At 66.7% G+C, this 26,516-nt stretch carries 27 protein-coding genes and 1 tRNA gene; 10 read left to right on the top strand and 18 right to left on the bottom strand.

Going from position 1 to position 26,516, the window contains the following annotated elements; all coding sequences use genetic code 11:
- Positions 1 to 15: 15 nt before the first annotated feature.
- The gene (locus tag MP11Mi_RS09300; protein WP_420038655.1) at positions 16 to 453 is read right to left on the bottom strand and encodes a MerR family transcriptional regulator; all 438 of its coding nucleotides are present in this window, start codon (positions 451 to 453) and stop codon (positions 16 to 18) included.
- 96 nt (positions 454 to 549) lie between these two features.
- Between MP11Mi_RS09300 and MP11Mi_RS09295 the strand changes: the two genes are divergently transcribed.
- Positions 550 to 2,826, top strand: coding sequence for a DEAD/DEAH box helicase (locus tag MP11Mi_RS09295; RefSeq protein WP_420038654.1), 2,277 nt, complete (start codon positions 550 to 552; stop codon positions 2,824 to 2,826).
- Between the two features lie 14 nt (positions 2,827 to 2,840).
- Here MP11Mi_RS09295 and MP11Mi_RS09290 read toward each other — a convergent pair whose 3' ends face one another.
- The 6 genes from MP11Mi_RS09290 to MP11Mi_RS09265 form a co-directional block, all read right to left on the bottom strand.
- On the bottom strand, positions 2,841 to 3,266 hold the full coding sequence (locus MP11Mi_RS09290; protein ID WP_420038653.1) for an HIT family protein: 426 nt from the start codon (positions 3,264 to 3,266) through the stop codon (positions 2,841 to 2,843).
- 9 nt (positions 3,267 to 3,275) lie between these two features.
- Positions 3,276 to 4,712 carry a sensor histidine kinase gene (locus MP11Mi_RS09285; RefSeq protein ID WP_420042056.1) on the bottom strand — a complete coding sequence of 479 codons (1,437 nt, stop codon included), beginning with the start codon at positions 4,710 to 4,712 and terminating at the stop codon, positions 3,276 to 3,278.
- Positions 4,713 to 4,738: 26 nt separating this feature from the next.
- Positions 4,739 to 5,443, bottom strand: a complete 705-nt coding sequence (locus MP11Mi_RS09280; protein WP_420038652.1) for a response regulator transcription factor — start codon at positions 5,441 to 5,443, stop codon at positions 4,739 to 4,741.
- A gap of 70 nt (positions 5,444 to 5,513) precedes the next feature.
- The gene (locus tag MP11Mi_RS09275; RefSeq protein ID WP_420038651.1) at positions 5,514 to 6,707 is read right to left on the bottom strand and encodes a winged helix DNA-binding domain-containing protein; all 1,194 of its coding nucleotides are present in this window, start codon (positions 6,705 to 6,707) and stop codon (positions 5,514 to 5,516) included.
- Positions 6,704 to 7,105, bottom strand: a complete 402-nt coding sequence (locus tag MP11Mi_RS09270; RefSeq protein ID WP_420038650.1) for a Rid family hydrolase — start codon at positions 7,103 to 7,105, stop codon at positions 6,704 to 6,706. Before MP11Mi_RS09270 ends, MP11Mi_RS09275 begins: the two co-directional genes overlap by 4 nt.
- Positions 7,102 to 8,673, bottom strand: a complete 1,572-nt coding sequence (locus MP11Mi_RS09265; protein WP_420038649.1) for a carboxylesterase/lipase family protein — start codon at positions 8,671 to 8,673, stop codon at positions 7,102 to 7,104. The genes MP11Mi_RS09270 and MP11Mi_RS09265 overlap by 4 nt, the downstream gene beginning before the upstream one ends.
- 71 nt (positions 8,674 to 8,744) lie before the next feature.
- Here MP11Mi_RS09265 and MP11Mi_RS09260 point away from each other — a divergent pair, with 71 nt between their 5' ends.
- On the top strand, positions 8,745 to 9,224 hold the full coding sequence (locus MP11Mi_RS09260) for a GyrI-like domain-containing protein (RefSeq protein ID WP_420038648.1): 480 nt from the start codon (positions 8,745 to 8,747) through the stop codon (positions 9,222 to 9,224).
- Positions 9,225 to 9,232: 8 nt separating this feature from the next.
- Here MP11Mi_RS09260 and MP11Mi_RS09255 read toward each other — a convergent pair whose 3' ends face one another.
- Both MP11Mi_RS09255 and MP11Mi_RS09250 read right to left on the bottom strand, forming a co-directional pair.
- Positions 9,233 to 10,651: an FAD-binding oxidoreductase gene (locus tag MP11Mi_RS09255; RefSeq protein ID WP_420038647.1), complete on the bottom strand. Its 1,419-nt coding sequence runs from the start codon at positions 10,649 to 10,651 to the stop codon at positions 9,233 to 9,235.
- 149 nt (positions 10,652 to 10,800) lie between these two features.
- Positions 10,801 to 10,875: transfer RNA gene (locus MP11Mi_RS09250), tRNA-Thr, on the bottom strand.
- Between the two features lie 111 nt (positions 10,876 to 10,986).
- Here MP11Mi_RS09250 and MP11Mi_RS09245 point away from each other — a divergent pair.
- The 5 genes from MP11Mi_RS09245 to otsB are packed head-to-tail and all read left to right on the top strand — an operon-like array spanning position 10,987 to position 15,663.
- On the top strand, positions 10,987 to 12,453 hold the full coding sequence (locus MP11Mi_RS09245) for a threonine/serine exporter family protein (protein WP_420038646.1): 1,467 nt from the start codon (positions 10,987 to 10,989) through the stop codon (positions 12,451 to 12,453).
- Between the two features lie 40 nt (positions 12,454 to 12,493).
- Complete coding sequence (locus MP11Mi_RS09240) at positions 12,494 to 13,264, top strand: MerR family transcriptional regulator (RefSeq protein WP_420042055.1); 771 nt, start codon at positions 12,494 to 12,496, stop codon at positions 13,262 to 13,264.
- Between the two features lie 24 nt (positions 13,265 to 13,288).
- Positions 13,289 to 13,456 carry a hypothetical protein gene (locus tag MP11Mi_RS09235; protein WP_420038645.1) on the top strand — a complete coding sequence of 56 codons (168 nt, stop codon included), beginning with the start codon at positions 13,289 to 13,291 and terminating at the stop codon, positions 13,454 to 13,456.
- 6 nt (positions 13,457 to 13,462) lie between these two features.
- The gene (locus MP11Mi_RS09230) at positions 13,463 to 14,884 is read left to right on the top strand and encodes an alpha,alpha-trehalose-phosphate synthase (UDP-forming) (RefSeq protein ID WP_420038644.1); all 1,422 of its coding nucleotides are present in this window, start codon (positions 13,463 to 13,465) and stop codon (positions 14,882 to 14,884) included.
- Positions 14,881 to 15,663, top strand: a complete 783-nt coding sequence (otsB, locus tag MP11Mi_RS09225) for a trehalose-phosphatase (protein ID WP_420712781.1) — start codon at positions 14,881 to 14,883, stop codon at positions 15,661 to 15,663. Before MP11Mi_RS09230 ends, otsB begins: the two co-directional genes overlap by 4 nt.
- A gap of 78 nt (positions 15,664 to 15,741) precedes the next feature.
- On the opposite strand, the gene MP11Mi_RS09220 is transcribed toward otsB, so the two are convergent.
- A complete protein-coding gene (locus tag MP11Mi_RS09220) occupies positions 15,742 to 16,506 on the bottom strand; it encodes an SDR family oxidoreductase (RefSeq protein ID WP_420038643.1) in 765 nt (254 codons plus the stop codon).
- A 56-nt stretch (positions 16,507 to 16,562) separates the two neighbouring features.
- Here MP11Mi_RS09220 and MP11Mi_RS09215 point away from each other — a divergent pair, with 56 nt between their 5' ends.
- Positions 16,563 to 17,663: an ROK family transcriptional regulator gene (locus MP11Mi_RS09215; protein ID WP_420038642.1), complete on the top strand. Its 1,101-nt coding sequence runs from the start codon at positions 16,563 to 16,565 to the stop codon at positions 17,661 to 17,663.
- Positions 17,664 to 17,704: 41 nt separating this feature from the next.
- Here the strand turns inward: MP11Mi_RS09215 and deoC are convergent, their stop codons facing one another.
- Positions 17,705 to 18,403 (bottom strand): deoxyribose-phosphate aldolase, encoded by a 699-nt coding sequence (deoC, locus tag MP11Mi_RS09210; RefSeq protein WP_420038641.1) that lies wholly within the window; start codon positions 18,401 to 18,403, stop codon positions 17,705 to 17,707.
- 28 nt (positions 18,404 to 18,431) lie between these two features.
- Between deoC and purU the strand changes: the two genes are divergently transcribed.
- On the top strand, positions 18,432 to 19,349 hold the full coding sequence (gene purU, locus MP11Mi_RS09205) for a formyltetrahydrofolate deformylase (protein WP_420038640.1): 918 nt from the start codon (positions 18,432 to 18,434) through the stop codon (positions 19,347 to 19,349).
- Between the two features lie 127 nt (positions 19,350 to 19,476).
- On the opposite strand, the gene MP11Mi_RS09200 is transcribed toward purU, so the two are convergent.
- The 6 genes from MP11Mi_RS09200 to MP11Mi_RS09175 form a co-directional block, all read right to left on the bottom strand.
- Positions 19,477 to 20,631, bottom strand: coding sequence for an LmeA family phospholipid-binding protein (locus tag MP11Mi_RS09200; RefSeq protein WP_420038639.1), 1,155 nt, complete (start codon positions 20,629 to 20,631; stop codon positions 19,477 to 19,479).
- A complete protein-coding gene (locus tag MP11Mi_RS09195; RefSeq protein WP_420038638.1) occupies positions 20,628 to 21,449 on the bottom strand; it encodes a carbon-nitrogen hydrolase family protein in 822 nt (273 codons plus the stop codon). Before MP11Mi_RS09195 ends, MP11Mi_RS09200 begins: the two co-directional genes overlap by 4 nt.
- 223 nt (positions 21,450 to 21,672) lie before the next feature.
- A complete protein-coding gene (locus MP11Mi_RS09190) occupies positions 21,673 to 22,509 on the bottom strand; it encodes a hypothetical protein (RefSeq protein WP_420038637.1) in 837 nt (278 codons plus the stop codon).
- 49 nt (positions 22,510 to 22,558) lie between these two features.
- Positions 22,559 to 23,338, bottom strand: coding sequence for a class I SAM-dependent methyltransferase (locus MP11Mi_RS09185; protein ID WP_420712780.1), 780 nt, complete (start codon positions 23,336 to 23,338; stop codon positions 22,559 to 22,561).
- Complete coding sequence (locus MP11Mi_RS09180) at positions 23,335 to 23,847, bottom strand: DUF2505 domain-containing protein (RefSeq protein ID WP_420038636.1); 513 nt, start codon at positions 23,845 to 23,847, stop codon at positions 23,335 to 23,337. The genes MP11Mi_RS09185 and MP11Mi_RS09180 overlap by 4 nt, the downstream gene beginning before the upstream one ends.
- 22 nt (positions 23,848 to 23,869) lie before the next feature.
- The gene (locus MP11Mi_RS09175) at positions 23,870 to 24,358 is read right to left on the bottom strand and encodes a DUF2505 domain-containing protein (RefSeq protein ID WP_420038635.1); all 489 of its coding nucleotides are present in this window, start codon (positions 24,356 to 24,358) and stop codon (positions 23,870 to 23,872) included.
- Between the two features lie 24 nt (positions 24,359 to 24,382).
- Here MP11Mi_RS09175 and MP11Mi_RS09170 point away from each other — a divergent pair, with 24 nt between their 5' ends.
- Positions 24,383 to 25,447: a UDP-N-acetylmuramate dehydrogenase gene (locus tag MP11Mi_RS09170; RefSeq protein ID WP_420038634.1), complete on the top strand. Its 1,065-nt coding sequence runs from the start codon at positions 24,383 to 24,385 to the stop codon at positions 25,445 to 25,447.
- Here the strand turns inward: MP11Mi_RS09170 and MP11Mi_RS09165 are convergent.
- Entirely contained in the window at positions 25,425 to 26,504 is a 1,080-nt protein-coding gene (locus MP11Mi_RS09165; RefSeq protein ID WP_420038633.1) for an alpha/beta fold hydrolase, read from the bottom strand. The two genes, MP11Mi_RS09170 and MP11Mi_RS09165, sit on opposite strands and share 23 nt — an antisense overlap.
- Positions 26,505 to 26,516: the final 12 nt, after the last annotated feature.

Below are 26,516 nucleotides of genomic sequence, written 5' to 3'. Positions count from 1 at the left end.
GTGTGCTCCTTTTCGTCAGTTCGTACGACGCTGCTCGGCGAGCGCGCCGGGGTCGGTGATCGTCTGTTCGGCGCAGTCGAGGCCTGCGTCGATGAGTTGGCGGTAGTGGCCGATTTTGGCGTCGACCGCGTCCAGGTCGTCGGCGAGTTCGCGGATCCGTGATGCGATCTCGTCGCGGTGGTCTTCCAACAGCCTCATCCGTCGGCCGTGCGTCCGTGCACCTTGCGCGACCAGCGTCACGAAGTCACGCATCACGGCCACCGGCATGCCGGTTCGCCGCAGGCGGACGAGGAGGTCGACCATTCGGACGGTCGCCTCGTCGTAGCGTCGGACACCCGCCGAGTTCCGCGGCACTGCGGGGATCAGTCCTTCGGATTCGTACCAGCGCAGTGTGTCGCGTGTGAGGCCGGTGCGGGCCGACACGTCGGCGATGGTCAGATCTGATGCTGGCATGAACAAACCGTAGGTCTTCGAGTGCACTTCAACGCAAGAACGTCACCTGTGGACAACTCATTCGATCTCGTCACCGGTCGCCTATACCTTGGTCGCATGAGCACACCGACGGTTCTGACCGATGCCCAACGCTCTGTCGCGGACCGCGTCATCACTTCGCTCGCGGGGCCTGATGCTCGACTCCGCGATGACCAGGAGGCTGCGGTCGCGACACTCGCGACGCCCGGTTCGCGTGCGCTCGTCGTGCAGGCGACCGGCTGGGGCAAGTCGGCCGTCTATTGGGCGGCGACGGCGGTGATTCGGGAGGCGGGCGGCGGCCCGACGCTGATCGTGTCGCCGCTCCTGTCGCTGATGCGCGATCAGGTCGCCGCCGCGGGCCGCGCGGGTTTGGCCGCTGCGACCCTCAATTCCAGCAATGTCGACCAGTGGGCCGCCGTCGAAGGCGATCTGTTGGCCGGGAGCCTCGACGTCCTGTTGGTCTCGCCGGAGCGCCTGGCGAATCCCGGCTTCGGTGCTCGTGTCCTCCACTCGCTGGCTGGCAGGCTCGGTCTCGTCGTCATCGACGAAGCGCACGCGATCTCCGATTGGGGGCACGACTTCCGGCCGGACTACCGCCGGGTGTCTGACGTGTTGCAGAATTTGAATCCGCGGACTTCGGTGCTCGCGACGACGGCGACCGCGAACCAACGCGTCACCGATGACATCGCCGCTCAGCTCGGCGCCGGGAGCCAAGCGAGCGGGCCAAGTAGTCACGGCGCCGGGAGCGAAGCGAGCGGGCCAAGTAGTCACGGCGCCGGGAGCGAAGCGAGCGGGCCTAGTATTCACGGCGCCGGGAGCGAAGCGAGCGGGCCTAGTATTCACGGCGCCGGGAGCGAAGCGAGCGGGCCTAGTAGTCACGGCGCGGCCACGCTCGTCTTGCGAGGTCCTCTGGCGCGCAAGTCGTTGCACCTCAATGTGGTCGACGGGCTGTCGCCGATTCAACGGTATGGCTGGGTGGCGCAGGAACTTCCGTTCCTGCCTGGTTCGGGAATCATTTACGTGTTGACGGTCGCGGACGCGGAGCGTCTGGTCACGGCGATCCGGACGGTGTGGGGCGACGAGCCTCGGGTGGCCGCGTACACCGGCCAGTTGCCTGCCGATGAGCGTCACGACCTCGAAGACGCGCTCCTGGACAATCGGGTGAAGGCGCTGGTTGCGACGTCTGCGCTCGGTATGGGCTTCGACAAGCCTGACCTCGGGTTCGTCGTCCATGTCGGGGCTCCGCCGTCTCCGGTGTCGTACTACCAGCAGGTGGGTCGTGCTGGTCGTGCGCTTGACGAGGCTGTGGTCGTCCTCCTCGCATCGCGGCTCGACGACTCGATCTGGGATTATTTCGCGACGGCGACCATCCCCGATCCGAAGCGTATGAATCGGATCCTTGACGCGATGAATGAGGCGGGCGGGCCGGTGAGCGTGCCGAGTCTGGAGTCGGCGACTGGTGTCCGGCGCGGCAAGGTCGAGTTGGCGGTGAAACAGTTGGCGGTCGACGGTGTCGTCGAGCGCACGCCGGACGGGTGGGCGGCGACTGGCCGACCGTACGTGTATGACGCACCGCATTATGCGGGTGTCGTCGCGGTGCGTGAACGCGAGGCCGACATCATGCGGTCGTTCGTCCGCGGTGACCGTTGCTTGATGCGGCTGCTTACCGAGTCGCTTGACGATCCGGCGGCCGACGATTGCGGCCGTTGTTCGGTGTGCCGGGGCGAGTTGACGCCGGGGCTGAACGAGCGCCCCGACGATGAGACTGTCGCGACTCTGTCGGCTGTCCTTCGGCGCGATGCGCAGATTTTGGCGCCGCGCAAGATGTGGCCGGGTGGATCGTTCGGTCGTCGCGGGCGGATCTCTGCCGAACTCGCTGCGGAGGCCGGACGGGTCTTGGCGTTCGCCGACGCACCGCAGTGGGGTGATGTACTCGACGCCGCCAAGGGCGGCGATGCCACCGCGCGGGAACGCCTGGCGGAGTCGGCGGTCGCTGTCCTCGGGGATTGGGGACGGCGCGGCGGGATCCGTCCCGAGACGATCGTGTCGCTCGATTTGTTCGGCGGGAATCTGGCGGCTGATCTCGCCGAGCGACTCCGTAGCGTCGGACGACGTCCGGGTACCGCGTACCCGGTTGTCGCGGGACCGGTCCCGGGCCGGGACGCGACGAGCGCGACGGAGGCCGCCTACTGGCGTGACCACTTGGGGTCGTCGCCGTCTGATGTCGCTGGGCTCGCCGTGCTGCTTGTCGTCGACGAGACCTCGTCGGGGTGGGCGATCACGTTGGCCGCGGCGTCGCTGCGGGAAGCGGGCGCTACGGCCGTGCTACCGATGCTCGTGCATCAGACTGCGTAGCTGCGGGCTGGCGGTCAGTCGGCGACGTATTCGCCGTAGCCGAGGCCGCGGAGGCTGGCCCGGATCTTGGCTGCCGCGTCGTCGAGCGCTTCGGGCGACGGGTCCTGGTCGGCCTTCGACAGGTCGAAACTCTCGAGCGAGTGAGCCGGAAACACGTGGATGTGCAGGTGCGGCACCTCAAGCCCGGCGATGAGCAAGCCCATGCGCGGCGCGTCGAACGCGTCTTTCACGGCGCGCCCGATTTTCTGCGATACGTCGGTGAGATGTGTGAACGTGGGTGTGTCGATCTGCTCCCAGTGGTCGATCTCTTTGCGCGGCACCACGAGCACGTGTCCGGGTGTCACCGGGTTGATCGTCAGGAACCCGACGGACTGGCCGTCCTTCCAGACGAAACGTCCGGGGAGATCTCCGTTGATGATGTGCGTGAATACCGAAGCCATGCCCCGACCTTACTGTGGTCCGTCCAGGTCCGCGGACGTGTCTGGGTGTGCCGCCGCGCCCCTGTCGCCGTCCGCGCGCGACAGCGCGAACCAGAAGCAGGCGCCCTCCCCGGGCTCGGACCGTACGCCCACTCGGCCGCCGTGGGCGTGGATGAGGGCCGCGACGATCGACAGCCCCAGCCCGCTGCCCGATCCAGTCTCTTCGCGGTGGCGCGACGGGTCGCCCCGGTAGAAGCGTTCGAAGATGTGTTCGCGTTCGTCGGCGGTAAGTCCTGGGCCTCGGTCTACGACGGCGACGACGACGTCGGTGCCGTCCACTTGCGCCGACACTGTGACGGCGCCACCGGTGTGGGCGATCGCGTTTCCGACGAGGTTGCCGAGTACCTGCCGTAGGCGCAGCCCGTCGCCCGCTACCGTCGTCACCGGGTCGAATCCGACGATGTCGAGGTCTATGTCGCGGCCCGGAGCGGATACTCTCGCTGCTTCGACGGTGTCGACGAGCAGCGGAAGCACTTCGACGGGTTCGATGGCGAGCGGCCGCTGTGCGTCGAGTCGGGCGAGCATGAGGAGATCTTCGACGAGCATCGTCATCCGGTCGGCTTCGCCGGAGATGCGACGGACCGCGTCGTCGCGATCTGGTGCGGCACCGATCGACATGAGGTCGGCGAATCCTTTGATCGAGGTCAGTGGTGTCCGCAGTTCGTGTGAGGCGTCGGCGACGAACCGACGCATCTTCCCCTCTGACGCGCGGGCTTGCTGTTCGGATGCTTCGGTCGCCGCGAACGCTCCCTGAATCTGGGCGAGCATCGCGTTGACGGACTCGCCGAGGCTTCCGACTTCGGTGTTCACTGGACGGGCCGGGACCCGTTGGTGCAGGTCGCCGCCCGCGATGGCGTGTGCGGTCTCTTCGACGCGGCGCAAGGGTCGCAGGCTGGTCTGCACCAGCAGATAGCTGAGGACGCCGATCACGATCAGGACGACGCAGCCGACACCGACCTGCAGCCAGATCAGCCGGGTCATCGTCGCGTCGACGTCGCTCAACGGAACCGCGACGACGCTGGACATCCCGTTCGAGACACGTTTGACGACCCGCCAGTTCGGGCCGGATCCTTCTGAGCCGACGGTGCGCGGGGATGCGTCGCCGTCCGGGAGGGACGACAGGTCGGGAACCGCACCGTAATCGTTGAAGGTGATCTGGAATCCGTTCGGGAGGGTCGCGGCGACGAAGTACTGCGACGGCGGGCGCCGCACCCCGGGCGGTTCAGGCGAATTGTCGCCATGGGGCCCGAGGGGCTGTGCCCAGCCGTTGACGGCGTCGATCAGTTCGCCGTCGGCGCGCGCGGTGAGGTCGCTGCGCATCGCGGATGTGACGGCTATGCCGGATCCCCCGAGCCCGATGAGCACCAGGATCACTGTCGATAAGACGAGAGTCACTCGTAACGGCATCGCCCGCAGGCGTGTCGCGATCGCCTTCACGTGCGCGGCTCGCGCATCACATACCCAACGCCGCGAAGGGTGTGGATTAGTCGCTGCGGACCGGAGTCGATCTTGCGTCGAAGATACGAGACATACGATTCGACGACGTTGACGTCTCCGCCGAAGTCGTAGTTCCACACGTGGTCGAGGATGCGCGGCTTGGACAGCACGGTTCCCGCGTTCACCATGAAGTAGCGCAATAATGTGAATTCGGTCGGCGACAGCGCCACGAGTTCGCCGTCTTTGAATACTTCGTGGGTGTCTTCGTCCAATTCGATGTCGGCGAAGACGATGCGGGATGGTTCGGTCGCCATGTCTCCGTGGCCGTTGCGCCGCAGGAGGACACCGATGCGGGCAACGACCTCTTCCAGGCTGAACGGCTTGGTCACGTAGTCGTCGCCGCCGATGGTGAGGCCGTTGATCTTGTCTTCGACGGAGTCGCGCGCCGACAGGAACAGTGCCGGTGCCGCGACGCCGTCCGCGCGGAGCCTGCGCAGCAGGCCGAACCCGTCCATTCCCGGCATCATCACGTCGAGAATGAGGACGTCGGGTTTGTAGGTGCGCGCGGTGTCGATTGCCGCGGGTCCGTTCGCTGCTGTCCGCACTTCGTGTCCTTGGAACTTCAACGACACTGACAGCAGTTCTCGGATGTTCTCCTCATCGTCGACGACAAGGACCTTGGCGGCAGGGGTCTCGCTCATACCGACCAATGATGCCTCCGGCGCCTACTCTCCGACTGACCGAACACTGGGAGCTTCCTGTGAACGCAGGTCACTGGTCGAGCGGTGTCGACGCCTTCCGCATCATGGGTGATGCGAACGCTCCCTGGCTAAGCCGGACCTCTCCCAGCCACTGCGCCAACTCGTCGGCGCGCGCAGTCAACGCCCGTACGGCTTCGGCCGGAACGTCTTCCAGCAATTGGACCCGGACCCGGCTGTTCTCCTGAACCCAGCCTCCGACGATCCGCCCGTCCCACCACGCCGTCTGACCGCCGTTGCCGTTTGCGTCGAACAGGTGGGGGACATGTGCGTCGTCGAGGTAGAAGCGCCGCTGCTTGAATCCCATCGTCGTCGGATCGAGGCCCGGTAGCAGCAGTGCCCGCGGACCTACCCGCTCGACGGGGTCGACGTCGTCGGCGAGCAGGTATCCGACGTCCCCGGATTCCAGGTCAACTTCGACGACGTCGAGTGCGGCGAGCGCTGCCCGGACGGCCGATTTGGTGGAGCCGAGCCACCAGACGAGGTCGGTCTCGGTGCCCGGACCGAATGCTCGCAGCCAGCGCGCGATCAGGTCACGATGGCCGTCGACCGGGGTCACTTCGGCGAGCGGTTCGCCGAGCCACGACGTCATCGCTGTCCACCCCGGTCGGGACGCGAACCATTCGGCTCGGTTGGTTCCACGAACGACGTCGCCTGCGGCGGCCATGTGGTTGAGCAGTCGCGGCAGCATCGGCGACGGTCCGCCGTATTTCTTGCCGACGTCCCGCAGAATCGATAGGTCGTAGTCGGGCAATGCCTTCCGCACCTGCGCAGCGGTCAGTTCGGCGCCGTCCAACAGTGCGAGGACGGCGGACCGCGCGTCGGCGATCCACTGTTCGGGTTCGGCGGGGCCGTCGTCTCGGCGCAGATCGCGAAGCATGTTTGTCCGTTCGGACGCGGCCACTCGGCTCCCTACGGCGCCGACGGCATCGGCGAGGACCGGCCGACTCATCACGAACAGTGTCCGGCGCATGGCGAGTTGTTTGACGACGGTGCGGTCGTCGTAGAGCGCGGAGTCGACCGTCTCCGGCCGAGTCTGCGGGCTGCGGGCCCACACCGACAGATGCACGGTCGACGCGGTGGTCGCGTGGAGCCCGACGACGGCGTCGGCGACGTCGACGACGTCACGTGTCGAGTCATCGGCCAACAGCTGTCGGCGCTGCAGACGGCTGCGACGTTGGGTGTCGTCGACGAACAGTCGGCTCACCTGCCGGCTGCCACAGCGTCGAGTTCTATGCGCTGCCCGGGATAGGGCAGCACGGTGACCGCCACCATGACGGCGGGCGGGACGTCTCCTCGGAATTCTGGGGCGAGCACCTGCCAGACGGCGGCGAGGTCCGTCCGATCGGAGGTGGCGACGTAGACGGTCAGTTTCGCGATGTCGGCGATCGCCGCGCCGCGCTCGGCGAGCACGGTCGTGAGCAGAGCGAAGGCGTGCCCGGCCTGTGCCGCAGGATCGTCGGGAGCGACGATGCCTCCGTCGGAATCCAACGGAGACACCCCGGCGGTGAAGAGCAGAGAACCGTCGGGAACTTCTGCGCTATAGGCGAATCCGCCGTCGAACAGCGCCGGTGAGCCGTGTCTACGCACGTGGGGATCGGTCATTGGAAACTCAGCACCTCCTCACCCCATGCTTGCAGCAACGCGTCGTCGAGGCCGACGGACGCCGTGTCGTTCGCGCCGATGCGCAACGATGCGTGCCGATCGTCGGTGTAGGGCTCCCACACCACGTCGTCGCTGCCGTCGCCGACTCGAGGGTCGCCGGACGCCGCGAAGTTGAGCCAGCGACGCTGCACGCGGCGACACACTTCGTCACCGGTTTGGCGGCCGCCGAGTCGGTACATCGGGTCGCGCTTGGTGGATGCCGGATTGCCCCACACGTATGGCAGTTCGGTGGCGTGCGCGGCGCCGAAGCCGATGAAGCGAAGCAACGGTGTCGCCCAGTCGAACCGGTACAGGTGCACGGGTGCCTGACGATGGTGGGCTTCGGCGATCCACAGCGCAGGCATTCGAAATCCGATGTCTCGGGAGATCGCCATGCTCCGCACCCTCGTCTTCACATGCTGGTACGAGTCATCGAGGTGATCGGGTTCGGGCAGCGGGAGTTCCGGCTGTTCGGTGCCGATATGCGCGAACATCGCGTCGACGTGCTCGGACTTGACCGGCATCAGCGGCGACGACATCCATTTGAACAGGGACGTCTCGTGCCGGTTGGTGCCGATCAACAGGGGTACCGGCAGCGCGCCGTCGCTGTCGTATACCCGTAGCGGATCGTCGGGTATCAGATCGCCGTCGATGACGGGAGTGTGCGCGATGGTTCCCGGGAAGTCTCGCGGGACGTCGAGGAATGCACGCTGTGATCCGGCGACGAGCGCGCCGACCGGGACGCTGCGCAGCATGCCCGGCCGGACGCGGTCCTGCGGCATCGGCGCGAGCATCAGCTCGGCATACTTCTCGGCGCGTTCGCGTCCGTACACGCTGGTGGCGGGCGAACTCTGCGCGATCGCTCGATGGATCAGGCCGTCGGCACCGGGCATCGTGAGGAGGGTGGTGATGATGCCGCCGCCCGCCGACTCGCCGAACAGGGTGACGTTGGACGGGTCGCCGCCGAACCCGGCGATGTTTCGGTTCACCCATGCCAGGGCGGCCAGAACGTCGGACATCCCGCAGTTGGCCTCGTACGTCTGGTCGACGGTCGACCACGCTGACAGGTCGGTGAAGCCGAACGCGCCCATCCGATAGTTGACGGTGACGACGACGGTCGGGGCGCCGGCACTGTTGCCGGTCGTGATCAACGAGACGGGGTTGTACATCGGCTGCGAGCCTGCGCCGCACAGATAGGCTCCGCCGTGGATCCACACCATGACGGGTAGTTGCGCGTCGCTCGCTGCCGCGCCGCGCGGCGTCGCGACGTTCAGGTAAAGGCAGTCCTCTTCTTGACGAGTGCCCGCGGCGAGCTCGACCACCTGCATGACGGGTTGCGGGCAGACGGGCCCGAACGTGTCCGCGGGGACTACGTCGGCGTGGTACTCGGGTTCGACGGCATGCCGCCACCGCAGTTCCCCGACCGGTGGCCGTGCGTAGGCGATCCCCTTCCAGACGTCGATGGACTCGGTGGCGATGCCTCGGATCGGTCCGTTGGAGGTGTCGACGACCAGATCATCGGAGTTCACAGTCCCATTGTGCCGTCACCGGCACCGGCTCGCAGTGCGAGCACGTCAGGGCGTCCGTACGCTCTGTTGACATGAGCATCCCGCTGTTCCTCCGTGACGACTCGTTCCTGCAGCCCATGGAAGTGGCGCTGCCCGACGGGATCGCCGTCGTCACCCAGAAGTTCTACGACGTGCGGCTCGAAGACCTGCGGGAGATCTTCGACGAGTCGTTCCACACGCTCGCGCAGACGCGGCCCGCTGGCCCCGGCTATGCCATGTACGAGGGCGACCCGACCGATGTGTTCGACCTGACGCTCGGATTCCCGGTCGACGCCCCGGTCGACACCGCCGACTTCGGCGATATCGCCAACGAGGTGTTCCCGTCCGGCCAGGCGCTGATCATGAGCCACATCGGCGGCTTCGACGGCCTCGGTTCGGCGTGGGATGCGCTGATGGAGGTCCACGAGGCCAACGGCGGTTCGACGCCGCGCGCGATGATCGAGATCTATGTCAATGATCCGTCGTCGACCCCGCAGGAGGATCTGCGAACCGACCTGATCGCGCTGTACTAGACCAGTCTTCACATCAGTTCGAGACGTTTCGCCATGTCGGAGACGAACACTCCCGTCGGGTCGATGCGTCGACGCACCGCGATCCACTCGTCCAACCGCGGATACATCGCGCGAAATGTGGCGGGCGACGTCACCGAGTCCTTCGCTGAGTAGAGCCGACCGCCCGCGTCGAGGACGCGGCGGTCCAGGTCGGCGACGAGGCGGTCGAGCCCGCGGGTGATCGCGAAATCGAATGTCGCGGTCATCCCTGCCGTCGGGAACGATAGCGGCGCACGGTTGCCGTCACCGAACATTTTGAGGACGTTGAGGAAGCTCGCGTGCCCGGAGCGGCGAACGGCACGCAGCAGCGGCCCGAAGGCGTCGAGGTTCTCCGACGGAATCACGAACTGGTATTGCAGGAAGCCCTTCCGACCGTAGAAGCGATTCCACTCCCCCATGATGTCGAGCGGGTGCAGGAACCCGGTGATGTTGTGGATTTTGTCGGTGAACGTCGACCCCGTCCGGAAGTACGCTTCGCTCATCAGTCCGAACGTGTACCGGTTCCCGAGCCCGCTCGGGAATACGTCCGGCACCGTCAGATATTGCGGGGCGTCGAACGTCAACGGATCCTTCCGGAGCTTCGCTGGCAGTTCTTCGACCCCCGCGCGCCGACCGCGCGTGAAGAACCCGCGACCGAGCCTCGGCTCCTTGCTAACCGCGTCGAACCAGCCCGCACTGTAGTCCGCGGAGTCGCCCCACCCATTGCGATGCAGGTCGATCGTCTCTTCCACGCTATTGGTGACGACGCCGTCGGCCAGGAAATACGCACTGTCGGTGCGCTGTACCCGTAGCCGTGCACGCAGGACGATACCGGTGAGGCCGAGCCCGGCGACGGTCGCCCAGAACAGCGATCCGTCCGGGTCGTCCGGTGACCCGTTCGGGGTCAGGGTGAGGATACGACCGTCGGCGACGAGCAGATCGACATCGACCACCTGGTCGCCGAAGCTGCCGGTGCTGTGATGGCTCTTGCCATGGATATCGTGGGCGATCGCCCCGCCGACCGTGACCTGCCTGGTCCCCGGCAACACCGGCAACCACAACCCGAGCGGGACGAGAGTCCGCAGCAACCGGTCCAGACTGACGCCAGCGTCGACGTCGACCACCAGCTCTTCGCCGTCGATCCGGTGGATCCGATCAAGAGCAGTCATGTCGATGGTGAGGCCCGCCCGGTTCTGCGCTGACTCGTTGTACGACCGCCCCAACCCCCGCGCGATCACCCCGTGCCGCAGATACCGCGGCGCGTCGGGGCTCTCTTCGGCCACCCGCTCGACGGCCCGAGCGATGGTGTCTACGTCGCGGGTCGCCAACACTGCAGCGTGGACCCCGTTCGTCCTGGACCAACCGTCGATGAAACGGGTCTGCACGAAGTTGTCAGCTGTTGAACTCATGCGGCGAATCTACGGACGGCCACTGAGAGGACCGTGCGAATACCGTGTGAGTGGAGTGCGTTTGTCCCGATAGACCTCGGCGATCTGACACGTCGATCACACTCTGCAACGCAGACGTTCCCTCCGGCGAACAACCGAAGGGAACGTGGTGGAGCCCCCTGTCAGGATTGAACTGACGACCGCTCGCTTACAAGGCGAGTGCTCTACCACTGAGCTAAGGAGGCGTGCGGGGTAAAAGTATAACGGTCGCCCGCCGCCAGCCCGGGACTAGCATCGTTTGCATAGTCGCGACACCACGCACCTATCTACCGACCGGACGAGAGGAGGCCACGCACGTGCGTGCGTTCATCCGCCGAGGACTCAACCGAGTCCTCGGGACAGCCCAGGCCACGATCGACACGATCGAGCCTGGCAGCATCGTCGTCGCACCGCGCAAACCCATCGCGCTCGACGACGAAGCAGCAATCACCGAGGTCCTCGACCTCGCCGCGAAGATCGGCGCGGTCCTCCTCGATTCGGGGACCGGCGCGATCGACACTCGACGTCAGATCGAGTTCGTCGCAGGCATCTACGGTCTCGACGACGTCGACATCGACGTCACGTTCAACACGATCCTCGTGTGCGCGCAGCGCGGGAACAATCTGCCGCCGGTGACATGTGTCCGCACCGTGTACGCGAGGTCGCTCGACTTCACCCGACTCGCGCACGTCGACCGGCTCGTCCGCCGTATCCGGCAACTCGCGATCACCCCCGCGACGGCGCACGGAATCGTCGATCAGATCACCCGAGCGCCGCACCCCTACCCCTACTGGGTGGCGAACGTGGCGTGGGGTGTGATGGCATCCGGCATCTCAATCCTGCTCGGCGGCACGTGGATCGTCGGGATCACGGCGCTCATCACGACCGTCGTCATCGTCACCCTGAACCGACGTCTGGCCCGAGCCGGAACACCGATATTCTTCCAGCAGTTCGCGGGCGGGTTCATCGCCACCGTGCCCGCGGCACTGCTGTTCCACTGGCGGGACTCACTCGGTCTGGACGACAACTTCGTACCGTCGCAGATCATCGCGGCGGGCATAGTCGTGCTCCTGTCCGGACTGTCGCTCGTCGGCTCGGTGCAGGACGCGATCACCGGGGCGCCGATCACCGGTACCGCACGCTTCTCCGAAGTGGTGCTGTTGACCGGCGGCATCCTCGCCGGTGTCGCGTTAGGCGTGCGAATGACGGAGAGCCTCGGCGTCTTCCTGCCCGGCCTGGGCACCGAGATGCCGTTCGGCCCCGCCGACCTGGCCGCGCGCATCGTCGGCGGCGCGATCGCTGCGGGAGCGTTTGCGGTCGGAAGCTATGCCGAGCGGCGTGCCATTCCGGTCGCGTTCGGGGCGGGCGCGGTCGCGTCGGCCGTCGCGTTCGGTCTCGCGCTCACCGACTCGGGTGCCATCCTCAGTTCTGCGGCGGCCGCGATCGTGGTCGGTCTCGTCGGTGGTCTGGCCGCCCGCCGAGCGCTCACCCCGCCGCTCGTCGTCGCGGTCGCAGGCATCACCCCCCTGCTGCCCGGTCTCGCGATCTACCGCGGCCTCTACGGGATCATGAGCGGCCAGTCGGTTATCGGATTCGGCCAGGTCGCCGCCGCACTGACCACTGGCTGCGCGCTCGCGGCCGGAGTCACGCTCGGCGAGTTCCTCGCGCGCTCGCTGCGCCGCCCTCGTCTCCCCAACGGCATCATCCGAATACCGCCACGCCCTGACCTGCGTAAACCAATTATGCGGAAGCAGGGAGGACACGGTACCGGAACCAACGCTTGACCCTCACGCGACGTGAGAGTCGACGATCGAAAGCGTGACGATGACACGCAAGGACACCACCTGGACGGTGGGACGACTAGCCGATCTGTCCGGAGTGACAGTGCGAACGCTGCACCACTACGACCAGATCGGGCTCCTGCGTCCGACCCTGCGGAGCAGCGCCGGATACCGCCTCTACACCGAGTCGGATCTGGCGCGGTTGCAGCAGATCGTGGTGTACCGGCGGCTGGAGCTACCGCTCGACGAGATCGCCGACCTGCTCGACGGTTCGGACGGGACCGTCGAGCATCTCCGCCGCCAGCGTGACGTCGTCGCCGCCAGGCGTGACGAGCTCGATGTGCTCGTCGACGCGATCGATCAAGCATTGGAGCGAGAGATGAACAACCAACCGGCGACCGACGCCGACATGCGAGCCCTGTTCGGGGACGGCTTCTCCGACGAATACCAGGCGGAAGCGCAGGAGCGTTGGGGCGACACCGACAGGTGGGCCCAGTCGCAGGCGAGGACCGCCCGCTACACGAAGGCCGACTGGGCGCAGGTTAAAGACGAGCAGGACGCGACGAACGACGCGTTCATCGCGGCCAAGCGGGCGGGCGAACCGGCCGACGGTGATGTCGCCGTGGCGATCGCCGAACGCGCGCGCGTGCAGATGGACGAGCGATTCTACGACTGCAGCCACGAATTCCATCGCTGTCTCGGCGAGATGTACGTCAGCGATCCGCGGTTCGCGGCGACGTACAACGACCTCGAACCGGGGCTGGCCCAGTACGTTCGCGACGCGATCGTCGCGAACGCCGACCGGAGCAGTTGATCAGCGCGGGGTAGAATCTGCAGCATGCCTGCTAAGACAACTGATATCGCCGCGGACGACGAACTGGTACCCGTCGCCGACGAGACCGCACTCTCCGCGCGTCGCGTCGTCGCCGCATACGCGCAGGACGCCGACGAATGCCGGATGCTCCTCGCGATGCTCGGAATCGCACCGGACGAGCCGGCCGCCTGAACCGGTATGGCTGACTTCGTCGTAGTCGCCAATCGCCTCCCGGTCGACAAACGTGTCGAGCCCGACGGGACCACCACGTGGAAGCGTGCGCCCGGCGGGCTCGTCACTGCGTTGACCCCGACCCTGGCGTCGCGGTCGGGCGCGTGGGTCGGCTGGAGTGGGGTCCCCGATTCGTCGGACGACCCCGAGATCGACGGAATCGACATCCGCTCCGTTCCGCTGTCGAGCGATGAGATCGCCGACTACTACGAGGGTTTCGCAAACTCATCCTTGTGGCCGCTCTACCACGACCTGCTCGTGGAACCGATCTTCGACCACGACTGGTGGACGTCGTACGTCGCCGTCAACCGCAAGTTCGCCCAGGCTGCGTCGGAGGCGGCCGACGAGGGCGCGACCGTGTGGGTGCACGACTATCAGCTGCAGCTCGTCCCGTCGATGCTCCGCGAACTTCGCCCCGACCTGCGCATCGGATTCTTCCTGCACATCCCGTTCCCCTCGTACGAACTGTTCGCCCGCCTCCCGTGGCGCGACGAACTGCTCCGCGGGCTTCTGGGCGCCGACCTCATCGGATTCCATCTGCCCGGGGGCGCCGAGAACTTCCTCACTCTGGTCCGTCGTGTCCTGAAACTGGACGCCTCACGTGACCCGGTCGGTGTCCGCGACGGACTCGGTACCGTCCGTGACGGCTCACGCACGATCCGCGTCGGGTCTTTCCCGATCTCGATCGACGCGTCCGCGGTGGCCGAACAGGCTGCGGCGATGACCGACCGCGCCGCAGCGATCCGCGCCGAACTCGGTAACCCGTCGACGATCCTGCTGGGCGTCGACCGACTCGACTACACGAAGGGCATCGATGTCCGACTCGATGCGCTCGACGGTCTCTTCCGGGAAGGTCGACTAGACCCGACCGACACCGTTCTGGTCCAGTTGGCCAGCCCGAGCCGGGAGAACGTCGACAGTTATATCGCGGTCCGCGACCGCATCGAACGCTCGGTTTCCCACATCAACGGCACTCACGGCACGGTGAGCAGTCCCCCGGTCCGGTATCTCCTCCAGCCCGTACCGCGAGACGAACTGCTGGCGTACTTCCTCGCCGCCGACGTCATGCTTGTGACCCCGCTACGGGACGGCATGAACTTGGTCGCCAAGGAGTACGCCGCGGCCCGCGCCGACCTCGGCGGCGCCCTCGTGCTCAGCGAGTTCACTGGAGCCGCAGCCGAAATGGATCAGGCGTACCTGGTGAACCCGTACGACGGGCAGCACGTGCGCGACGTCGTGGTCCGCGCGGTGACAGACTCCCCCGAGGATCGTCGTGAGCGAATGTCCGTCCTGCACCAGCAGGTCCTCGACTTCGACGTCGACGTGTGGTCCCGGAGCTTCTTGCAGTGTCTGTCGGGCGCCGCTGCGGCGAACGAAGCCGCCCGGTGAGTCCGACGTCTCGGGCGACGCCCCTCGGTGACGCACTCGCCGAGTTCGCGTCGCTCGATCGGGTGCTCATCGCATCGGATTACGACGGCTGCGTCTCGCCGATAGTGTCGCGCCCGGAAGACGCTGTGCCCGATCCGGCGTCCGCGGCGGCTCTGGCCGCCGCAGCGGAACTCCCGAACACGTGGGCGGCGCTCGTCTCGGGGCGGGCCCGGGCCGACCTCGCTGCGCTGTCCGGGCTCGGCGAACCGGTGACTCTCGTCGGCAGTCACGGGGCCGAGTTCGAATCCGGCTTCGACGAGCCGCTCACCGACGAGAAGCGGGCACTCTTGGCGTCGATCGTCACCGAGTTCGAGTCGATCGCCGCGCGTTTGCCCGGCACCAGCATCGAGACGAAACCCGTCAGTACCACCCTGCACGTCCGGAACGCGTCCGACGACGACGCCCGCGCCGCACTGGCGCTCGCCGTCGAAGGCCCGGCCTCGTGGAACGGTGTGCACGTCACGCACGGCAAAGCCGTCATCGAGCTCGCCGTCATCGAGACCAGCAAAGGGCACGCGCTGGACCGTCTCCGCGACCGTGTCCACGCCCAAGCGGTCCTATACCTGGGTGACGACATCACCGATGAGAAGGCGTTCGCGCACCTCAATCTGCCCGGCGACGTCAGCGTCAAGGTCGGCGACGGTGCGACCGCCGCCAAGTTCCGAATCGCCGACACCGACGAGGTCGCGCAAGTGCTGGCAGCGGTCGTCGACCTCCGTGCCGGTTTCGCCCGGCCGTAAGCGCACCGTGCCGGGTTCGCCCGGCCGAAATGCATACCGTGCCGGGTTCGCCCGGCCGAAATGCATACGGCGCTGGGTTCACCCGGTCTTGACGTTGCGGCGTGCGCTGGCCTGATCTCGCGGCATGAGGACGATCTGGTCGAGGTTCACGTGCGGCGGGCGGGACGCCGCGAACGCGATCACATCGGCGACGTCGCCTGCCGTCAACGGGGTGAGGCCCTGGTAGACGGCGTCCGCCCGCTCGGCGTCTCCGTCGAATCGGACGAGTGAGAACTCCGTCTCCACCATGCCCGGGAGGATCTCAGTGAGCCGGATCGGCTTGCCCAACAGTTCCGGCCGCAGCGTGCGGTGCAGCACGGACTGGCCGTGCTTGGCCGAAGTGTAGCCGGAGCCGTTGTCGTACGCCTCGATCGCCGCGATCGAGGTGATGGTGACGATGAGGCCGTCGCCAGAGGCCTCCAACAGTGGCAGCAGGCCCTTCGTGACGCGCAGCGTGCCGATCACGTTGGTCTCCCACATCCACCGCCAGTCGTCGAGGTCCGCGTTCGCCACCGACGCGAGCCCCTTCGCGCCGCCAGCGTTGTTGACCAAGACGTCCACCCGGTCGAGTGAAGCGACGAACTGCTCGACCGACTCCGCATCCGTGACGTCGAGATAGTGTGCGCGACCGCCGATCTCGGCGGCCAACGTCTCGATCCGCTCGGTACGGCGGGCACCGACGACGACGTGGTAGCCGTCGTGGGCCAATGCACGCGCCGTCGCCTCGCCGATCCCCGAACTCGCGCCGGTCACCACCGCGACCTTGCGTTCGGACTCATCTGTCGACTGTATTGAGATACCCATGAATCTAAAGTCTAAGAGACGGCCGACTGCGCCGTCCGGCTGCTAGATTCGACGCCATGATCGGTAGCGGAGTGGTTCCGGCAAGTCTGCGCGTCGGGACCGGACCGACGGCCGCCGTCCTGCACGCGGTCCGCGTGCACGGACCTGTCACCCGCGACCAGATCGTCGCCGCCGTCGACCTCTCGCCCGCGACCGTCAACCGGCAGGTCAACGCACTCCTCGACGCGAAGCTCGTAAGCGAACGGCCCGACCTCGTCGACCCCGGAGCGATCGGACGCCCCAAGCTGCCGTTGACGATCGACCGTGACCACTTCTGTGTGGCAGGAATGCACGTTGGCGCTCGTCGCACCGCGCTCGTGATCGCCGACCTGCGCGGCCGCACCCTGTATTCGCACGCCGTGCGCACCACCGACATCACTGACCTGTGCACCCAGCTGAGCGAGCTCGCCGACCGCTTCTCGGGGCGACGCGTCCTGTGGGGCGGTGTCGCGATCGGCGGCGCCGTCGACAGCGAGTCCGGCGTCGTCGACCATCCGATCCTCCGCTGGCGGCATCAACCGCTCGGCGATGAACTGACCGCGTCCCTGCGCGTGCCAGTGTCGGTGTCCGAGCACGTGCAGGCGATGGCAGCCGCTGAATTGATCTTGTCCGGCGCGATGGCCCGTGGACCGTCCGGGCTGTTCTTCTACGCTCGCGAGACCGTCGGCATGGCGATGACTTTCGACGGCCAGGTGTATCAGCCCGCGCGCGGGGCCGGCACGATCGCCGGGCTGACCGTCGTGCCGGGGGCTCTCGCCGACACCGCCGTCGCCCCGCTTCAATCGGTGATCGGCACACAGTCGCTAATTGATGCCGCCGACCGCCTCGGTATCGAACCCGGCGCCAATCGGCTCGCCGACGAACGCGCCCGCGTCCTCGGCCAGGCGGTCGCCGCGATGCGCGATGTGGTGAACCCCGACGAGATCGTCGTGGCGGGCGATGCGTTCGCCGCCCACCCGCAGGGTCTCGCGCCGGTGCAGGCCGCATTCGACGAGGCGACGAGGATCGACCGGCCGCTCGAGATCGTCCCGACGTGTTTCGGCGTGCATGTCCCCGAGGCAGCGGCCGTCGCGGTCGCGCTGTCGGCCGTCTACGTCGATCCATTGGCCGTCGTCTGAACGAGACAGTCCAGGACCCGCTGCCCCGGTGACGGCCGTGCCTACTCGGCGAATCCTGCCAGGACCGCACGCGATCCGGACAGCCCGAGTCTGGTTGCTCCTGCCGCGATGAGGTCGGCCGCGAACTCGGCCGTCCGGATGCCGCCGCTGGCCTTGACTCCGATCGACGGCCCGACGGCGGCGCGCATCACCCGCACCGCGTGGGTGCTCGCTCCGCCCGCCGGATGGAATCCGGTCGACGTCTTCACAAAGTCGGCTCCGCCGTCGACGGCTTTGCGGCACACGGCCGCCAGCCCGTCGTCGCCGATCGCCGCCAGGAGGACAGCCGACTCGACGATCACCTTGAGCACCGTGTCGGCGCCCACGCCTTCACGGACGGTGAGGACGTCGGCAAGGATCTCGTCGAATCGACCGTCGACCGCGGAGCCGACGTCGATCACCATGTCGACCTCCTGCGCGCCGTTCTCGACCGCGAAACGAGCCTCCGCGGCTTTCACTAGCGAATGGTGCTTGCCCGAGGGGAACCCGGCGACGACACAGGTGCTCAACGACCCGGTGTCGATGGGCAGCATCGACGGCGACAGGCACACGGAGTAGACGCCGAGGTCGAGCGCTTCGGCGACGGCTGCTTCGGCGTCGGCCCGGGTCGCTTCCGGTTTGAGGAGCGTGTGGTCGACGAGGGCCGCGACGGCCGCACGATTCGGTTTGTCGTGGAGTCCGGTCAGGTTACTGTTCGTCACAACATACGAGCTTGGCACACTTGACAGAGTGAGCACCTTCCCGACCTCATCTCCCTCCTCCGCCAGCCCCTCTCCCGTCGCTGCGGACGAGCGCCGTCTCGTCCTGACACTCGGCTGCCCCGACCGCACCGGCATCGTTGCGGCCATCTCCGGTTTCATCGCTGAGATCGGCGGATGGATCACCGAGGCCGCGTACCATTCGGACCCGCAGTCCGGCTGGTTCTTCACCCGGCAGGCCGTCCGCGCCGATAGCGTCGACCTCGACGTCGACGATCTGCGACGACGGTTCGGCGAGGTGGCCGCACAGATCGGTCCAGACACCGAATGGTCCCTCACCGACACAGGTGCGGAGAAGTCTGTCGTCCTGCTGGTCAGCCGCGACAGCCACTGCCTCATCGACCTTCTCGGGCGCGCTGAGCGCGGCGAGTTCCCCGCGAACATTCGAGCGGTCGTCGGCAACCATCCCGACCTCGAAGATCTGACCACTCGGTTCGGTGTGCCGTTCCACCATGTGCCGTTCCCCGCCGACGGCAAGCCGGAAGCCTTCGCGGCGCTACAAGAGCTCGTCGACGGTTACACGCCGGACGCGATCGTCCTCGCCCGGTTCATGCAGATTCTGCCCGCCGACCTGTGTCGGGCGTGGGCGGGACGCGCCATTAACATCCACCACAGCTTCCTGCCGAGCTTCGTCGGCGCGCGGCCCTACCATCAAGCGTTTGACCGCGGAGTCAAACTCATCGGGGCCACCTGCCATTACGTGACCGCGGATCTCGACGCGGGGCCGATCATCGAGCAGGACGTCAGCCGCATCAACCACGACTATTCGACGGCCGACATGGTCCGTCAGGGCCGAGACATCGAGACCCTCGTCCTATCGCGCGGCGTCCGGTGGCACCTCGAAGACCGAGTCCTCGTCCATGGCCGCAAGACGGTCGTGTTCGCCTAGCGATCGGTTCGCCTAGCTATCGGTCCGCCTAGGTAGCCGTTCGCCTAGGTCTTCGGTTTTCCTAGTCTCCGGTTTTCCTGATTTCGGTTTTCCTAGGTGGTTTCGGGGGTACACCTGGTTCACCGAATTAGATCGAGCAGCCGCCGGACGACTCACCCGACGAGTCGGTGCTCTCGGCGGCTTCCTTCAAGTTCACGTCGTCGCCCGCGAAGCTAAAGTCGATCCCGGTCTTGGTGACCGTGAACTTGTCGACTTTGATCTGCTTGAACAGCGGGCCGAACATCGAGTCGGTCACCTGGTCGACGATCGGCTGAGCGAAGTCCGACGGCAGGCCGAACATCAGCGCGGTCGCATCGGTGACCTGGAAGTCGACGGCCCCGTTGGTCAGCTTCGGCTTCAGCGTGACGGTGGCGGGCACCGAGATGATCGCGATCGGCACTTCGGTGCTGATCTTGATAGTCCCGGCCTTGTCGTCGGCGGTGATGCCGGTGATCTTCGCGCCACTCTCGGTGCTCGAGTCGTTGCTCAGCTCGGTGATCCGCTTGTACGGCAGATACCCGTTGCCGTCGAGATGGTCCACCGTGCCGCCGTCGGTGCTGATGCCTTCGGCTCGCGCATGCAGGCGCATATCGGTTGGCGCACCGTCGCTGGTATCTACCTGCACCCACGGGACACTGCTTCCGAGCACCGACAGCAGCATCGGTTTACGCGACACAGACACTTCAGTCGACGCCCCGGTCAGGTCGCCGAACGCGTTCTCGATGCAGCCGGTGACCTTGTTCCGCATGTACAGCTCAGTACCGACTCCGGCGATCACGAGGAGCAGCACGATGGCCGCCGCGACGAGCGCGTACGTCCGACGACGGCCGTGCTTGCCTGCGGCAGGTGCCGAACGGGTCACCGGCACATCGGGCGGCGACGTCGGTAGCGTCGGGTCGGTTCCGATCGGTCCGAACTCGCCGGTCCCGGGCGTCTCCATCTGCCTCGTGGACGGATTCGACTTCGAATAGGCGTGCGTCGCCGGGTCGGGCCGAGCGTGCGCGGGCGGACGAGGCTGGATACGGTTCTGGTCGATCGGACCGGTCACCACCTCACCGGTCGGCGCGTCCCCGGGGGTCGCCGGACTGTCGGGGCTCGCCGGCGGCTCGACGGCGTCCGGCGGCGGGGTCACCGAGGCCGGAGGAGTCTCGGGTGTCGCCGGGGTTGGAGGAGTCTCGGGGGTCTCCGGGGTCGGAGGGGTCTCCGGATTCTCAACCGGTTCGTTCTTGTCCTCGTCCGTCACTTCGCATCGGTCCCATCCAGGCGGGGAATGTCCCGGCGGTTGGCGAGCGTCGCCAGCGCCGTACGCGCCTTGTCAGTCCGGGACAGGTCGAGATCGTGTAGATCCACCCGCTCGCCGGAATCATAGTCGGCGATCACGCTACCGAACGGATCTGAGATTCGGCTATGACCGATGCCCGTGGGGGCCGCGGATTCGCGCACTGCAGCGTCGTCCGGCAATGCCTGGCCCACAGCTGCGACGAAGGCTGTGGCATCCAGTGCGCGGGCCGACGCCAATAGTTCCCACTGGGCGATCTTCCCGGGTCCGGACCCCCACGACGCAGGGACGACGATGAGGTCCGCACCGCGCCGTGCGAGTTCGGTAAACAGTTCGGGAAAGCGGATGTCATAGCACGTGGCCACCCCGATCCGGTGGTCGCCGAGGTCGAACACGAGCGGCTCGTCGCCTGGTGCGATAGTCGCGGATTCCTCGAAGCCGAGTGCATCGAACAAATGAATTTTGTCGTAGGCGAGCCGAGGTAGCCCGGGGCGGGCGACTACCAGGGTGTTTCGGGTCCGCCCGTCGTCGGACGGCGTGAACATGCCCGCGACGACGGCGACACCGGTCTCATCGGCGACATCGGATACCGCAGACGCCCACGGACCGTCCAACGGCTGGGCGACGCCGCGCAGTGACACCCCGAACCGGCACATCGTCGCCTCGGGGAACACGATCAAGTCGGCGCCCGCGGCTGCCGCTCGCCGCGTCTCGTCGAGCACTCTGGTCAGATTCTCAGCCGGATCGGTACCTGTCGAGATCTGGGCCATCGCGAGATGCACGCGAGTTCCTCCTGGAAAGTCGTCGGTCCGCAGCAGTGTCTGGGGTCTGGAGTGACTGGGTCTGGAGTGACTGGGTCTGGAGTGTCAACGCTAGTCGGCTGTCGCCGGTATCTGCCAAGGGATCGACGAAACGCGGCGCGCACCTCCAATCGCGGCAGGCCTCACCGCACCCTCAACTCCGCTGTCTCAGCCTCGATGCGGTCTTCGCAGCGGAGCTCGCGCTCTACTTCTGGTAACGGGTGGACCCTTCGGGTCCGCGCGTCGAACTGATGAGCTTCGCGAAGCAGTGGTCCTTGTCGAGGGACTGGCTCGCGCACCACGACAATGCCTGCTCCGGGTTCGCGAACGGTTGCGCCGACACCAGGATCCACCAGTTGGGGCTGGAGAACACCGGCCAGTCCGACGACCGCAGCAGCTTCACGTTCGGATAGCGGGCCTTCATGCCCTGGTACTCAGCGAGGATCGACCGGTTGTCCCAAGTCTGCCCCTCCGCGAAAACCCCCGGCCACTTCGCACTCACCTGAGCGACCCACCGATTGTCGTATTGAGCGCGGACATCAGCGGTGTCCGTCTGCGAAACTGAGGTGAGTTCGGTTTGCGCGTCGCCCTCCGGATCAGTGACGACCGTCGCCGTCTCCTGCGTTTCCGTGGCGGGCACCGACACCGCCTGCTGATCGGCGACCGGAGCGTCGGCGGGATCGTCCTTACCCGCCACCTTCACCCAGATGACGACGGCGGCGACGACCAGCGCGAGCACGCAGGCGATCGCCAACCCGATCACGATGCCGCGCGCGACATTCGAGTCACGAGGCGGACCGCTCGTTGGGTATTGGCTGCCGTATGGGTATTGGCCACTGGGGCATTGGCCGGAAGGCGGGTAGCTCCCCGCCGGGTACTGCTGCCCCGTGTATTGATCCCGATTCTGCTGCTGACTCCCGTACAGATCACTCCCGTAGTGGGGCACTTCCGGAAGGGTTCCACCGTGCATCGTCTCTGCGTAGTGGTCTACGCGCCCATCCGCATCACCCTGCGGCGACTCCCCGTGCCCCGGCCTCGACATGCGCTCATAGTAACCGCGGCCTCCGACAGGCGATGTCCGTGTCGCCGGATCAGTCCGATCGGGCGACGACCGACCAGGGAACGGTCAGCAGGTTGTCCACCCGCCGGCCGCGCGGGATCGTGACGGGCAGTCCTTCCTCGCGCAACATCTCGACGGCGACCCGCCACCGGTCACGTGGACCGAACGCGGTCCGTCGAGCCGCGCGATCCCACGCCCGGTCGGCGCGGACCAGCAGCTCGTGGATCGGTTCGCCCGGTACGTTGTGGTGGATCAATGTCTTCGGCAGGCGTGGCGCCAGCTGCGACGGGTAGCCAGTGTGTTCGGGCGCCCAGCACAACGTCAGTTCGACCGGGCCGTTCTCGTCGAGCAGCACCCAACAGCAGCGACGGCCGATCTCGTCGCAGGTCCCCTCGATGATGAGTCCGCCCGGCGCAAGCGCCGACCGCATCCGCGTCCAGGCGTCAGCGACCTCTGCTTCGTCATATTGACGGAGGACGTTGAAGGCGCGCACCAGATTCGGTCGCAGACCGGCCAACTCGAAGCCGCCGAGCGCGAACCGGACGTTCTCGCGCGGTTCGACGATGCGCGACGGGTCGATCTCGAGTCCGACGAAGTCCAGATTCGGGATCACCGCGCGCAGACGTCTGGCCATCTCGACTGCAGTGTCCGGTCTTCCGCCGTAGCCGAGATCGACAGCGAGTGGCGATGCGACGGCGCACGCCGCGTGGACGCGCCGATCCCCGGCCATCGCGCGATCGATCCGGCGAAGTCGGTTGATGTTCGTGGTGCCGCGGGTGATCCGCCCCTCGGCCCGGCCTGCCGAGATCACGCCAGGTTTTTGCTCACCCAATCGGCGGTGAACTCGGCTTCGCCGCGAAAGAGGTCGACGAGGTTCACCAGCATGAGTTGTTCGAGTTTGCCGTTCACGAACGGCAGATACACCTTGACCTCGGTGGTCTTACGCACGGTGCAACCGGTCTCCGTGTCGAACAGTTCCTGCTCGCCGGTCAGCGATCCCGGACCGGCCGGGATCGACGCGGTGTAGGAGCCGGGGGTGCCGGTGGCGTCGAACGCGTCGAACGACTCGACGCGCGTGATGACCATGTCCTTCATCATCACGGTCTGCGCGATCGGCGGCAGCATGTCCCGAGTCAGGGTCTGCTTGAGGACGACTCGCATGCCTCCCGCACCCGTCTCGAACTCCTCGACGTTCGAGATCGGGGTCAGTTCCCGGAATCCCTCCATGAGGTCGTCCCAGTACTGTCGCTGCATCTGCGCCTGGTAGAGCTTTTCCGCCGGGTGCTCGTAGCGTGCGGAATAACTGAGCCGTCGTGCCATGAAGCCAAGAGTAACCGGCTGGTTAACCCTGACGAAAATCGACGGTGGCGTCGTGCTCGGCGTCCAGGAGGTAGACGACCTGCTCGATCACCGCTTTCTCGATACGGCCGCCGACGAACGGGACCGACACGTCGACAGCCCCCGTGTACTGGGCGGTTGCCTGGTCGCCGGAGATGATGATGTCACCGGAGATCTTGGCGGGCGCACCTGTCACCGACGCCTCCATCCGCCCGATGATGGTGTCGCCGGAGAGGCGGAAGACACAGGTTCGCGGGATCTCGAGGTCGCCCGGCCGGACCGCGGTGACGGCTTTCGGCAGATTCGCCTCATCGACGCCCTGCTTGGTCACGACGGTCGCCTCGTCACCGTCGAGCGTGAACGACTCGAGCGACCCGTGATCGGAGTTCGTCGCGGCCAACAGGTCACGCCAGTACTGCTCGGTCGTGATCAGTGCCCAGTAGTCCGTAGTGGAGAACGGGTAGGTGACCGAGTGCTCGAAGTTGCTCGACATGGCTGAGAGGTTACCGTTACCGACATGAGTCACGTACAGCCGCTGTCTGCGTTCACCACGCTGCGCCTCGGGGGCCCCGCCGACGCCGTCGTCGAATGCACTCAGACCGCTGCGCTGATCGACACGGTCACGGCTCTCGACCACGTCGGGATCCCGGTGCTTCTCATCGGTGGCGGGTCAAATCTGGTGATCGGCGACGACGGGTTCGCCGGAACCGCCGTCGTCGTCGCGACCGAGGGGATCGAGTTCGGCTCCGACGACGCGGGTCCATACGTCACAGCACAGGCTGGCACCGACTGGGACACTCTCGTCGCCGCGACAGTCGACGCCGGCTTCGGCGGGCTCGAATGTCTGTCAGGCATCCCGGGCGCTGCGGGCACCACTCCGGTACAGAACGTCGGAGCGTACGGCGTGGAGGTCGGCGACCTGCTGCGCGAGGTACGACTGCTCGACCGGGCGACCGGCGAGGTCCGGTGGGTACCGCCCGCCGATCTCGCGTTGGCGTACCGAACATCCAATTTGAAGGGCCGCGACGATCACGTCGTGCTCGCCGTGAGGCTCGGCCTCAACGGTGACGGCGTGTCCCAGCCGATCGCCTACCGCGAGTTGGCGCGCCGGATCGGCGTCGAGGAGGGAGCGGCGGCTCCCGCGTCCGATGTCCGGGCGACAGTGCTCGAACTACGACGCGGCAAAGGCATGGTGCTCGACCCCGACGATCACGACACGTGGAGTGCCGGTTCGTTCTTCACCAACCCGATCGTCGCCGACGATTCGATCGACGATGTCCTGGCGCGCATCCGGGAGACGGTCGGCAACGACGCCGCGATCCCCCAGTTCCCGGCGGACGGCGGGTCGAAACTGTCGGCAGGGTGGCTCATCGAGCGGGCAGGCTTCACCCGCGGCTATCCGGCGCAGGACGCGCCCGCGCGCCTATCGACCAAGCACACGTTGGCGCTTACGAATCGGGGGACTGCGACGACGGCCGACCTGCTGGCCTTGGCCGGGACGATCCGGGACGGGGTGCGCGAGCGTTTCGGCGTCGCCCTGCACCCCGAACCGGTATTCGTCAACTGCTCTTTGCCTCGCTGACGTCACCGAGCACAGTGTCGAGAAGCCGGTTGAATGGCACGGCGCGTTCGATCGGCGCCATGTGACCGGCCCCCGGATACTCCGTGATCGAGTGCAGCACACCGTTTGCGCGGAGCACCTCGGCCATCTCCTCCGAGTGGATAGGGCTGGTCAAGCGGTCCTGTGCGCCGACAACTACGGCTGTCGGGACGGTGATCTTGGCGAGTCCGGCACGCACGTCCAACTGATACATGGCCGCGCCCCACGCGGCGCGAGCCGACGGTGAACACGCGGCGATCTGTTCGTCACTGAAGTCGACGTGCGCCTGCCGGGCCACCGGTCCGAGCGCGATGTAGTGGGTGATCCGCTCGCTGACCGGATTGGTCGGCAACGGCAGCGGCGTCGACACGAAGGCCCGCTCGACGATCGGCTCCATCGGATGGACGAATGCGGGCAGGTCCTCTGGGATCAGCAGTTGACGTTGAACGACACCGAACGCCGACGTGGAGGCGAGGACGATCGCCGACACCTTCTCCTCCATGCCTGCACCGAACTGGGCGGCCCACGACATGATCGTCATACCGCCCATGCTGTGCCCGATGAGGACGGCGCGTTTACCTGCCGGAATCATCTCCTCAAGGACGGCCTGCAAGTCCTGGCCGAGCATCTCGGTGGACGGCCTGCTCTTGCCGAGTTCGGACAGGCCGTGTCCGCGCTGGTCGTAGGCTACGACGGCCTGCCCGCCGTCGAAGTGCTGTATCTGCGCGTTCCAGAAACCGGTGTTGCACGTCCATCCGTGCACGAAGACGAGTACCTCGTCGGAGGCGTCCACATCGCCCGCCGTCACCACGTGCAACAGGGTCCCGTCCGCGGCCGCGACCACCGACGACCGGGTGTGCGTCGGCGCCGCCAGCATCGGGTCGGGCCCGTCCTGCACCGGCTTCGGGTAACGGTAGGCCTCGCGCAGCAGGGAGCCGACGATAACGGCCAGTTCCACTCCGACGACGCCCGCTCCGATCGCTCCTGCGGCGGCCAGTGTCCGCACCCCTCGACGCCATCCGTGCCGTGTGTCTCCCATGTCTTGCCCCTT

Source organism: Gordonia abscondita (assembly GCF_032711245.1).
Classification (GTDB): domain Bacteria; phylum Actinomycetota; class Actinomycetes; order Mycobacteriales; family Mycobacteriaceae; genus Gordonia.
Note: the sequence above shows the minus strand (reverse complement) of the source record. Positions and strands in the feature narration are given on the sequence as shown.